8 protein-coding genes are annotated in these 12,016 nt (G+C 60.7%); 3 read left to right on the top strand and 5 right to left on the bottom strand.

Going from position 1 to position 12,016, the window contains the following annotated elements; all coding sequences use genetic code 11:
* Positions 1-780: 780 nt before the first annotated feature.
* Positions 781-2,055, top strand: coding sequence for a hypothetical protein (locus NX784_RS18185; RefSeq protein WP_258818110.1), 1,275 nt, complete (start codon positions 781-783; stop codon positions 2,053-2,055).
* 297 nt (positions 2,056-2,352) lie between these two features.
* Here NX784_RS18185 and NX784_RS18190 read toward each other — a convergent pair whose 3' ends face one another.
* Positions 2,353-3,192 carry a MipA/OmpV family protein gene (locus NX784_RS18190; protein ID WP_258818111.1) on the bottom strand — a complete coding sequence of 280 codons (840 nt, stop codon included), beginning with the start codon at positions 3,190-3,192 and terminating at the stop codon, positions 2,353-2,355.
* A 407-nt stretch (positions 3,193-3,599) separates the two neighbouring features.
* Between NX784_RS18190 and NX784_RS18195 the strand changes: the two genes are divergently transcribed.
* On the top strand, positions 3,600-3,851 hold the full coding sequence (locus NX784_RS18195) for a hypothetical protein (protein WP_258818112.1): 252 nt from the start codon (positions 3,600-3,602) through the stop codon (positions 3,849-3,851).
* A gap of 236 nt (positions 3,852-4,087) precedes the next feature.
* Here the strand turns inward: NX784_RS18195 and NX784_RS18200 are convergent, their stop codons facing one another.
* From NX784_RS18200 to NX784_RS18210, 3 genes are all read right to left on the bottom strand, one after another.
* On the bottom strand, positions 4,088-5,467 hold the full coding sequence (locus NX784_RS18200; protein WP_258818113.1) for an MFS transporter: 1,380 nt from the start codon (positions 5,465-5,467) through the stop codon (positions 4,088-4,090).
* Positions 5,468-5,559: 92 nt separating this feature from the next.
* The gene (locus tag NX784_RS18205) at positions 5,560-6,765 is read right to left on the bottom strand and encodes a YncE family protein (RefSeq protein ID WP_258818114.1); all 1,206 of its coding nucleotides are present in this window, start codon (positions 6,763-6,765) and stop codon (positions 5,560-5,562) included.
* Positions 6,766-6,816: 51 nt separating this feature from the next.
* A complete protein-coding gene (locus NX784_RS18210; protein WP_258818115.1) occupies positions 6,817-7,770 on the bottom strand; it encodes a 2-hydroxyacid dehydrogenase in 954 nt (317 codons plus the stop codon).
* 268 nt (positions 7,771-8,038) lie between these two features.
* Here NX784_RS18210 and NX784_RS18215 point away from each other — a divergent pair, with 268 nt between their 5' ends.
* On the top strand, positions 8,039-8,935 hold the full coding sequence (locus tag NX784_RS18215; RefSeq protein WP_258818116.1) for a LysR substrate-binding domain-containing protein: 897 nt from the start codon (positions 8,039-8,041) through the stop codon (positions 8,933-8,935).
* 300 nt (positions 8,936-9,235) lie between these two features.
* Here the strand turns inward: NX784_RS18215 and NX784_RS18220 are convergent, their stop codons facing one another.
* Complete coding sequence (locus NX784_RS18220; RefSeq protein WP_258818117.1) at positions 9,236-11,998, bottom strand: TonB-dependent receptor; 2,763 nt, start codon at positions 11,996-11,998, stop codon at positions 9,236-9,238.
* Positions 11,999-12,016: the final 18 nt, after the last annotated feature.

A 12,016-nucleotide genomic window follows, 5' to 3' on the forward strand; every position in this document is an offset into this window, starting at 1 on the left:
GATCAATAACGTGTGCTTGACGCCTTGGAGACCTGCTGGGCTGGGCACGGTGCTCGCCGGGGAGGTACCCGAGGTCGATCCGCTGCCTCCGCAGGCGGCCAGCCCAAGGCCGATGATCACGGCGGCTCCGGCGACAACGAAGGACGGGTTATTCGTTCCGATCATACGCACTCTACAGTGGTTAAGATCGGCAAAGGTTATTCAAGAATTATGTCCGGAATATGGCAGCCGATGGTATATGGACGGACCGTAATGATGGCGAACCGGCGCTGTATCTCAATCCTGGAATGTTGTCTAAGAGGAGGCCTTTGTTGCGCGAGTGACCTGCCGCCAGTTTGCCCCGAGCCCGGCTTGGATGCTGTGGGAACGGATTGATGCAGCGAAGCCCACCGCAAGATCCATTTGATAACGGTACTTTTCCGGACACGGGATTTCCCCCCAATTGAACCAACTCCCGTGGCCAAGGTATTTACCGCCAATGCTTGCGCGCGCCGGCCGATTGCCGGCTGACAGGTCGATTGGCCCGGGAATCGGCAAAGTTGATGCGAGTGTGCCCGGGATCTGTCTACTTGTCTGATGGGGACGAAAATGAACTCGCGTTTTGGAATGCCGCGTCGCAGAAGTTTGCACGGATATGTCTCAAGCGTAGTTACAGTAACTTGTATCGGCACCTTCGCTGCAGGTCAGGCGCACGCGGAGCAGCCACCACCACCGTGCCATCCGAACCCGAACGCAACCGCCGACGCCGCCAGTGTGCGTCATCGAGGCGATGTCAAGTCCTTGCCCGATCAACTGCAAGACCGGCTCGAGCGTATGGCGAGCCGGCCGCACACGTATTTGCCGCTGCAGGTTTTTGCCGAGGCCGACAAGCCGAGCCAACTGTTTCAATATTACCTGCTGGATACCTCCGGCTTCGAGCCCAATCCTTTCACCGCGCGCTTGCGAGGCATTAATGATAAGGCCCAGCTCACGGCGACCGGTGGCGACTGCGGATTGCCCACCATCGGTTCGGTTCGGCTTGCGCTCGAGCCCAAACCCGGCCTACCCACGGATCCAAACGATATCCGGGCCTTCATCGACGTATTCTCGGATCTGTCGAATCTCTTTGTCATCAACAACGAAAGCGGATGGTACGAAGGATGGATGATCCATGACGTCCGCGTGCCGCAGGTGGCTGCACCCAAGAGCGACGGACACCCGCAATTCGGCACAATCACCGCGGCCGACGCAAGGGTGTTGTATGCAATGGGAGCACATAATAATGTGCCGGGAAACATCTTTACGTTGGACGGTGATGCTCCCCATCTCCCCAGTCCGAGCGATCGTTGGCCGCTCAGGCAGACCAATGTCTTGCCGATCCAGCTTTCGATGGGCGCGATGAACTGCCTGCAGCAAGCGGACTGCCACGGCTATTGGGAGTTCAACTACCAGACCAACTGGATCCATCCTCTGTACGAGTTACCGTTCACGGGCGGTATTCCGGGCACGTTAGAAGCCGGGAAGATTGGTGAGTTGTCTTCGCTGATTCCGGGCTCCGGACCTGCCGGCATCAACAACTCACCGATCAATTACGGGGACGATCCGAACAATGCGGCGCCTCTCGGCGGAGCCGGTCCGCGCGATCCGGACCGCTTCGATGCCGATGTCGACAACCAGCGGGAGTACCGCGATCGCTTTATCCCGAGCGGCCTCGCGCACGAGATTTATATCGACACCTGGCTGCGCCTTGCCTCCTTCGAGCCCGGCGTACCTTTCCCGAGGCGCCTGTTCGACGCCTATGCCGCTGAAGTCAAACGCGTAGACAAGAATGGTGATGGCGTGATCTCGGCCGCCGAGGGCGACCCGGACGCCTCCAGCGACGGTTTTCAGGACAACAGCAGGCTGTTCTTGCCGGCGACCTCGTTCCGCCGTTTTGCCGTGACGCGCGAAATCAACGACGGCTACCTGGCTCCACGCTTCGCGCCCAGCCAACGTGCCTGGGTCCTCTCGGGGCATGCCGTCACCGTCAGCCCGGCCGTTCCGGCATCACAGGGCCGTGACGGCGATGATCGCTGATACCGCCACGGTCGAGACACGACCAGCGTAGGTTTGGCGACGTCCTAGCAGAGCCTGTGTCGGGTTCTCGGCGCAGTTTGATGGAATGGGCGGCCGTCTGCTGCCAGTCGAGCTCACGGCTGGCGGCAAAAGAGTGCGCAATATGGTTCGTTATTTTCCATGCTTTCGGCAATCGAACGGATAGACCAGGCGCACGACAAGGCGGCGCTGGCCGACGAGCGCGCCAAAAGCAGTGTCGAGGTCGTGAAGCGCGATCGCGACGCCGCGCACATCCATTGATGGCGCGGCGGAGCCTTCTCAATAGGTGTAAGCGATAGCGGCTGTCGCACTTGCCGATGTGCGCTGGCCCACGACGGGGCTGTCGCTCACCTTGCCGGTATAGCGCGTGCCGGTCAGTTGAAGTGTGCTCGACCAGTGGTGGTCGAGGTGATGCTCCCAGCTGACTGCCGGCACCTGCTGATACACACCCGCGCCGGGACCAAAGACGGCGAAGCCTGCCCGCGCCGCCTGCCGCGGCGTCACGCCGAACCAGGCCTGATTATAGCGGCCGTCGCCCCACCAGCCATCCAGGTCGATGGTGACGGTGTCAACGGCATTCTTGAGCGGTGTGAATTCGACGCCAACGCGGTAGCGGTTGCGGCGCGCCGTGTCGCGCAGGGCCATTTCGGTTTCGGCGCTGACCAGGAACCATGCCGTGAACGTTTGCGCGATCAGGGTGCGGGCAGTCGCGGACCCGGACACATCACCCATGCCGGCAAGCCGGTTGGAACCGGGGCGCCAGCTGTTGTTCCTGTCGAGACGGCCAAGGTCGTAGAAAAACGACTGCGCGACGTAGAATTCCGACGCCGATTGGTATTGCACGCCGATACCGCGCAGGGTGTCGGCGAACAGGATGCCGCGCTGCATGGACAGCACTGGATTTGGAACGAGCTGTCGGCTGGCCGCGCCGGGATAGCGCGCCGCGTACGTTGCACCGGCGCCGATCGTCACCTCGGTCTTTTCCCCGAACATGTTTTGCTCCGCCGGCTGGGCCGCCGCGGGCTGCTCAGCCGGCGCGGGCATGTCTGCGCGTCCAACGTTCGGCAGGACGGCGAGCGTTACCGCGAGCAGCGTGATGGGCCGTGCGACTTTTTTCATTTCAACTCCTTACGTCAATCGGGCGAGAGTAGCACGCGAGCGGGTTTGCCGAACATTGGGCAGAAGAGGGGATATCCGCCGAGGAATTGGCCGTCATGCGGCGCCATATCGCGACCATGATGGCCAGGTCGGATGAACGTTTGTTTCGGCCGATATTGCGGGAGTATCCGGAACCCGAGCCGCACTGGAAAACGCTGGCATGCCGGCGGATGCGTCGTCATTTTCGAGATGTGGCTGCTAGCTGCCAAGGCGCATCCACATGTAAAAGCCGACGGAACAACGGTAGTCTTTGCACGGAGACCGACAAACTGCCGGACTTCTGTCGTTTCGGGACGAACGCATTAAATAATATAAATCGTTTACTTTATTGGTGCGTCCATGAAGGAAGGAGAGCGCCGAGGAGCGTGATGGCAGCGCTGACCGTTGTCGCAACCAGCGAACTGGCGCGCTTCGCTGGCGTAGCATCTGGCGTAGGCTTCTCTATTTATGCTGGTTTCTCATTCGAGAACACACCCATGCATCATTGGAGTGACGGCGCTTTTCCCAGGCTTCACACCGTGCGAATCGATGGACGTGTGTTTTTCGGCGGGCAGTTGTGCAGCCAAGACTTTCGCCGCGGCGGAGTCAATTTCGTGTGGGACGGTCATAGTTCAGTGTAGTATCGGCCGGGCAAGGCTCGGACCAAAGCAAGACCGTCATTTTACCGCTAGGACTACCGGAGGGAATGGCAGGGTGAATTGTCTGACAACACGTCGGCGGGACGCTCCGGGGCGGTATAGGCGCCGGGGCTGCCAGCACGCCTGCGTGGGCTGCCGGAACAAAGCAGGCTCGCTTGCCGCTGGCAGGGCCCGCGGGCCCGCCTGAACGTGTTTCCATTGAGCTCACGGCGCCACCGCTAACTCGTCTTGTCGGCTTCGATGACGGGTTCGACGATCGTCAAGAGGATGAGCAGGCATGCCAGCGCGCTGCAACCCATGTAGACGAATACGCTGTTCCAGCTATACGCATCGAGCAGCATGCCCGCGGCCAGGGGAGCGCACGCGCCACCGATCTGTCCGACGGAATTGATGATGCCGAAAGAGACGGGGTATACGTTTTTGTTGGCCAGCCCCATCGGATAAACGGTATAGCCGCCAAACCCCATGCTTACCGTAAGGCCGGCCATAAATAATGTGAATCCGAGGTAGGCGGCGTTGTCGGGGGCATTGATCAGGGCAAGCATTGTGAAGATGGATCCGAAGGCACTGAGCATCATCAATGGCTTACGTCGCTTTCCCAGCACGCGGTCGGAGATAAGGCCTCCCAGCACATTTCCCATCACCGCGCCGAAAAAGGGAGCGGAAGCCAGAAACCCCATCTTGATCGATGTGAAGCCTTTAACGGTGACGAGATAGGTCGGTATCCATGACATGAAGATATTCGTGATGCCGATCATGCAGCCATAGCCGATCGCCGCGCCGACGACATTCCAGGATGAGAAAACCTGGCGAACGGTGCCCAGTTGCGCGACTTTCCTCGTGCGGATCAGCTTGTCGAGCCAGGCCAGTTTGTACTTCTTGTGCACGGTCGCCGATTTTTGTTCTCCGATGACGAGTCCCGCTTCCCTGCGGATGTAGTCGCATTCGGCTTTGGAGCAGAATCTGTTTTCTTCCGGCGTGTTGGTCACGGCGAACATCCAGATGACAGACAGAAGAATCCCGGGAATCGCGAACACATAAAATATCTCGCGCCAGCCCCATACTTCCATCACGACGACGCATAGCGGCGGCACGACCAAAGGACCGAGCTTCGACGCCGTCAGCCACAGGCCCGTGGCCGTCCCCTTTTCCCTGGCAGGGAACCAGCGGTTGATGATATTGGTACAACCGATGCCCAGCGGTCCCTCGGAGACGCCGAGGCCTACCCGGAAAAACTTCAACAGAAACACTGATGACGTCGTGCCCATGAGTCCGGTGAAGATGGACGTCAGGATCATAAAGAGCGGAAATACTGCCCCGGACACTTTGTTGCTCAAGCGCTTGTAAATCAGGCCGGCCGGAATCTGGACCACGCCGTAGGCAAACGAAAACAGACTGATGATCATGCCTGCTTCGGTATTGCTGATGCCATACTCTTTTTTCATGAATGGCAAGGCAATGCCGAGATTGGCGCGGTCGGCGCAGGCAATGGCCCAAATGACGAATATCAGACCCAACACCACCCACCGGTAATTCCCGACTTTCGTTTCTGCGACCGCAGTTTCGGTCCGGTCACGAACCTCTTTAACCTGATCCATTGTTATTTTCCTTGTTATGGTTGACGCTGCGGCTTGTCTCCTGCCGCGCCTTGAGTTGTGCTTCCGATTGGCCGCGCCGGGGCGGCCCATGCTCAGTCAGAAGGGCGGTGTTGCACTTGGCCCGTGGCAACCGGCCGGATCGCCGCCGGCGCGCCCTGGAACTCCAGCGTCTGGCCGGTATCCTGGAGTCGATCGCCGGCGATCCTCAGCACCTGAATCTGTCGCTCGGCTGCGTTCTGAACCAGCACCGAGCGACCGTCGCCCGAAAATGCCATGCCTTGCGACCAGGTGCCGATCGGCAGCGATGCGACGGGAACAAGCGTCTTGCCCTCGACGCGCAGCAATACGAAGCTGCCGTGCGCATTGTGGAAAGGCGAGCTTGCCGGTTTATTGCTCCCCCCGATCACGACCACGCCCACGTGACGTCCGTCGGGGGAGAAGAACGCGCTTTCCGGCGTCTGCCCAACGCTGACAGTGTGCACCACGCGGGGCGGCTCCGCCGACAGGTCGATCAGGCTGACGGTGTCGGCGTCGCCCTGGCCCTTGCCGACGTTCGCGACCAGCGCCAGGTCGCCCTGGGCCCTGATATCGATGCAATCGGGCCGCTGTCCGGGATACATGTCGCGCTTTGTCACGGCGACCGCTGACCCGTCGATCGCCAGGACCGTGACACGATGATCTCCATCGCGACTGACCAGCGCCCGCTTGCCGTCGGGCGTGAACGCTACGTGCATCGGGCCGGACGCGCTGTCGCCGATGCGAATCTGCTCGATGACCGTGACCTTGCGACCGGCAATCGAGAGAACGGACACGGTACCGTCGTCATGGTTGGCAACCAGCGCGAGGGTGCCTGCCCGGTTGATCGAGACCCCCGCAGGCGCCTTCCCGACCACGACCGTATCGAGAATGCGGGGCGGCGTGGATTTCAGGTCGACTACCGATACCTGATCGTTCTGCAGCGTCCTGGCCGCATCGGACGGATCGCGCCTGAAGCCTGCTGTCACTAGGGCGATCGCGCCGTCCGGCGTGACGGCGACGGATGTCGGCGGGCCGATCACGGAGGTCGGCACCGGGATCTCGGCATAGAGGCTTGCCTTCCCCTGGTCGAATTCGATCAGCGCCAGCGTATCCTCGCCGGCCAGCGTCTTGATCGACCCGTCGACAAGCATCTGTTTTCCGTCTTGTACCGAAACGAATAATTCCGCATGCGCGTTCGCGCCGACGATCCCGCAGGCAAGTCCAAGTGCCCAGGCGAGCAAATCTCTGCACTGGCGAATCACATCTTTAGAATTGGGCATTCCATTTTCCTTTGCTGGGCTTGTCCGATAAACCGTGCCGCGGGCCAGGGTTCAGGTGGTCAGGCTGTGTTCGGGACGCTGTCCAGACAGGGCTTGAGCGAGACTTGCCAAGACCATTTTGCCCATGGCGGTACGGGTTTCGATCGTCGCGCTGGCGCGGTGCGCCTGTAAAACGACCTGGTCCATTGCAAGCAGTTGCGCCGGGACATTAGGTTCGTCGACGAAGACGTCGAGTCCGGCCCCTGCGATGCGCCCCGCTTCGAGGGCGGCAATCAGGTCGGCTTCATTGACCAGCTTGCCGCGAGCAATATTGACCAGGTAGCCATGCCTGCCGAGCGCATCGAGGACGGCGGCGTCGACGATGCCTTCGGCCTTGTCCGCCGAGGCCGCGAGCACCAGTGCGTCGCTGTCGCGGGCGAGCTGCCGCAGATCCGGGACGAAGCCGTACGGCAGATCTTCCATCGCGTGCAGGTCGGTATAGCTGATCGGACAACCGAAAGCGGCGGCGCGCGTAGCGATCGCACGGCCGACGCGGCCCATGCCCACGATGCCGATACGCATACCGCTGAAACGGCGCGAAAGCGGAATGGCCCCGGGGTGCGGGTGGGTCGGCCACAATCCTGCCCGAACGATGCGGTCGCCGGAAGCGACACCGCGACAAGTCGCGATCAGCAAGCCGATGGCTAGGTCGGCGACGTCTTCGGTCAGTGCGCCGAAGGTGGCGGTGACTGCGATGCCGCGTCGACGCGAGTACCGCAGATCGACGGCATCGGTACCGACGCCATTGATCGCCACGACTTCCAGATTCGGCAGTTGATCCATCAACGCGTTGGTGATGCCCGTATGACCGCCGGAAATAACCCCACGGATGCTGCCGCCGATCTCGCGGATGAAGGCGTCCTTGTCGGCCTGCTCGAAGAGGCGATGCACGTTGTACAGCACTTCCAATCGTTCATTGATGGCCGGAATCAAGATTGGGCTCAACTGCAAAATACCTGGTTTCATGAGGTCGTCCTTTTACTGCTGGTCAGTGGAATTTGATAAACATCGACTCATGCCTCGGTGCATGCCACGTAGTGTCGGGACAAGGGCGGGTTGAATCGTTCAGGTATCTTAGGAGTTGCGGTGATGCTGGTCCAATGCGTAATGCCGATTACGTGATACCTTAATTGGATTAACGTAGGCGAAGCTGCAGGTGTCGCCCGTGGCTCGTATCACGCGGATCGCTATGGACTGTTGCTGTAGCATCTGCCGGTCAAGTTAGGGATGAAAAGTGTTTGACTTAAAGCAATTGCGTTGTTTCGTGGCGGTCGCCACCGAGCTGAATTTTCGGCGGGCGGCCATCCGCCTCAACATGACCCAACCGCCGCTGACGCGGCAAATCCAGTTGCTGGAGCACGAACTCGGGGTACAACTTCTCGAACGTACCAAACACTCGGTCGGGCTGACCACGGCCGGACAAGTCTTCCTCGTCGATGCGACCCGGCTGTTGAACTTGGCAGATCAGGCTGCCAATACCGTGCGGCGTGCGAGCAAAGGGGAAACAGGGAGGGTGCGGGTCGGATTTACGGGCGCGGCCGGTCATGAAATCATGCCCAAACTGCTGGCGGCCGCAAAACGTGCGTTGCCCGACATCGACGTTGTCGTGCACGAACTGATTTCAGCGGCCCAGCTGGAAGCATTCGCGGCCAGTTCGATCGACCTCGGCATCATGCGCCCACTCGGCGCGCGGCAGAAACTCGAGTCTTTCCTGATCGAACTCGAACCGTTGATCGTGGTATTACCGGCGAACCATGCGCTCGCCGGCTGCGATACCATTCCTCTGCCGAGTCTCAACGGCCAGCCATTCATCATGCACTCGCCCGATGATGGAAAATATTTTCACGATCGGATCATGGCCTTGTTCTGGTCATCGAAGGTGATGCCGGACTTCGTCCAATACATCGACCAGACGCATACCATCATCTCGATGGTCCGAGCGGGACTCGGCATGGCGATCGTCCCCGCGTCGGCCCAGCGTTTTCATTTCGACAATGTCGTATTCCGGCCAATTCGCGATGATACGGTAATGGTGGAAATGATCATGGCATGGCGACCGGATCAGCGTATCCCGGCAGTGACAGCCGTAAGGCTGATGGCCGAAGCGTTTTTTTCCGCTTCGCGAGGGTAGGCGCACCTGTCGAACTGGATCGGCACAGCTGTTCCGGACGCCGGCTCGTTCGGGCCGGTGGCGAACAAGGGCTCATGAAGCTGAAATCTGCTTGTTCCGCGCGCTCGGCAGCCAGTAACCGGTACTGGATGAGGCCTGGAAAATGTTGCGAGGGCTGGTCAATGCAGACGAGCTGCCTAATCCCCCAGTGCCGAGCGCGCCGGCGCGCCGGTCAATCATTGAACGCGGGCTGAGCAGCAAGCCGGATTTCACTCGATTGATCGGCGCGCCGAGCCGTACGGCATGTCTCGCGAACCGTTCTCAGAATGCCATCCGCACGCCGACATTGAACCTGCGGCCGACGTTTTCCAGGGTCATGAACTCGCTCAGATTATCGGCATAGACATGGCGCTTGGCGTTGTTCAGGTTGATCACGTCGGCATACAGCGACAGCGCCTGGGTAACGTTGTAGCGCAGGCTGGCATCGGTTTGCCCATACGCCGCGACGCGCGTCGGCAGCTGCGCGCCGCCGTTGCAGCTGGCCGCGAAATGGCTGCGCCAGTTATAGCTGGCCCGGACCTGGAACTTGCTGTTCTCGAAGAACGCGGACGCGTTGTACGACTGGCGCGACAGGCCCGGATAACCGCAGTTATACGGATCGGAACCGTCGTTGCGGCTGGCCGTCGCATCGACATACGTGTAGTTGGCGGCGACGCCGAAGCCGCGCAGCAGAGGGTGCAGGTCGTCGAACGCGTACTGGCCGGCCAGTTCCGCGCCCTTGATCGTGCCTTTCTGGCCGTTGCGCCAGCGGGTGTCGTGGACGGTTTCGGTGAACAGCGGGCTCTGGACGTCCTTGAGTTCCTGCTCGATGAAATCGGACAGCTTTTTCATGAACAGCGCGGCGCTGACATAGTTCGTCTTCGACAGATACCATTCGTACGACACGTCGTAGTTATTCGAGCGCATCGGTTTCAGGTACGGATTGCCGCCGCCGGACGTCACGTAGCCCACACGGCCGCCGTACCAGCTGTCCACGCCCATGTCGCCCAGGTTCGGGCGCGTCAGGGTTTTCGAGGCGCCCAGGCGCAGCAGCATGTCGGACGTCAGGTCGAATTTCACGTTCATCGACGGCAGGACGGCGTTATAGCTGTTGCTCACCGAATTCGTCGTCATCGGGCCCCAGGTCTGGATGAACGTCGTGTCGTTCGGGCTCTTCACGGCCGCCAGCAGGATGCGGCTGATGCCGATCGACGTCGAATTCACGTGCATCAGGCGCACCCCCGCATCGACGGCCCAGCGGTCGCCTTCCCATTTCGTTTCCGCGAATGCGTTCGTCACTTTTTCCGTCACGCCGGACATCGACGGTTTCGTGTAATCGATCGCCATCGGACCATTCGGGAACTGCGTGCGGTCCATATAGCGCGCCGGGTCGTTCGAATAGGGCAGCACCGACGGCTGGTTCAGGTAATTCATGTAGGCGACGGGGTCGAAGCTCAGGTAGGCCGGCGGCACCTGGCCGCCGCTGCCGAACGGATTGCCGAGCGGTTTCACCGTGAACAGCGACGACGGCAGCGGCAGGTGGTAGCCGCTGAACGCGTTCCACGAATCGGCCTGCCACGAGATGCTTTCGAATTTACGCGTCGAATACGCCACGCCGGTATCCAGTCCCTTGAACACGCCCATGTCCGGCGTCCATGCGGCGTTCAGGTGGCCCTCGTGGACCGTATCGGCATGGCGCGAATCGCCGTACGAGACGGCGTGCGCGCGCACCGCGTTCGGATCCGTGATGCCGTCGCCGAACGTCAGCGTGGGAACGGGGCCGTAGGTGAGCACGTCGCTGTTCTGCGGGATCATGCCGGCCACCACCCACATCGTCGGCGACTTGGTCTTCGTGCGCGACGTCCACAGATCCGCATCCAGTTTCCAGTCCGGCGACAGCATCCATTTCGAATTCAGGCCATAGCCCTGGCTGACCGACAGGCGCGAATCGCCTTTCTGGATCATGTCGTTCGAATTGGCGCCGTCCAGGATGCCGGCCTGCACCAGTGCCGGATTGTTCGCGGCGAAAACCGCGCCCGGCCGCTCGAAGCTCGTGATCTGGTTGTTCTCGTTGTACTTGACGTTCAGCTGCGTCGGCACGATCCAGTCGCTGATGGCGATGACGGCATTGCGCTGGTCGAGGCGCGAATACAGGGCGTCCGCCGTCAGCTTCCAGGTGGACGACGGGTTGTACTGGACCGTGGCGCTGGAGACGAGGCGCTTGCGGGTCTCGTTCTCTTCCTGGAAGCCGTAGCTCTGCGGGATATACAGTTTTTTCCTCGTGACGTCGGCCGGCGTCAATCCCTTGGAATGCATGTCGCCGTTGATCAGGGTGACGTCCTGGTAGTTCCAGGCGTCGTTGATGGCCTTGTATTGCCTGGATGCACGGTCGGTATAGGACAGCGAACCGGCCACGCCGAACGTGCGGTCCGGATTGGCGAACGAGAACAGGCCGCTGATGTTCGGCGTGTTCTTTTTCGAATTCGAGTCGTAGGAATCGGAGACATTGATGACCGACGACTTGCCCGGTTTTCCGGACAGCGGACGCGTCGTCTGGATATCCACGGTCGATCCGATGCCGCCTTCGGGCAGGAAGGCCTGCGACGTTTTATACACGAGGGCTTTCGAAATCAGGTCGGACGACAGCAGATCGAAGGAAAAGCTGCGGCCGCCCGTGTCGCTGGTCATGGTGCGGCCGTTGATCAGGACATTATTGAATTCCGGCCCGAGACCGCGCACGGAAATGCTGCGGCCTTCGCCATTGTTGCGGTCGATCTGCACGCCCGTGACCCGCTGCAGCGATTCGGCGATATTCGTATCGGGGAATTTACCCGCATCCTCGGCCGACACCGCGTCGACTACGCCATCCTGCATGCGCTTGGTCGTGAGCGACGACGAGAGCGAGGCGCGGATGCCGCTGACCACCACGGTCGATACCGCGTCGGCCGGCGGCGCATCCGCCGTTTGCGCGAACGCGCCCGCCGGCATCCAGAGCTCCGCGATCAGGGCGGCCAATACGGTCTTGCTTCTCTTCGTTGTCAACATTGTTTCCGTCTCCGTTTT

Origin of the sequence: Massilia pinisoli (assembly GCF_024753285.1) — a bacterium.
Lineage (GTDB): Bacteria > Pseudomonadota > Gammaproteobacteria > Burkholderiales > Burkholderiaceae_D > Telluria > Telluria pinisoli.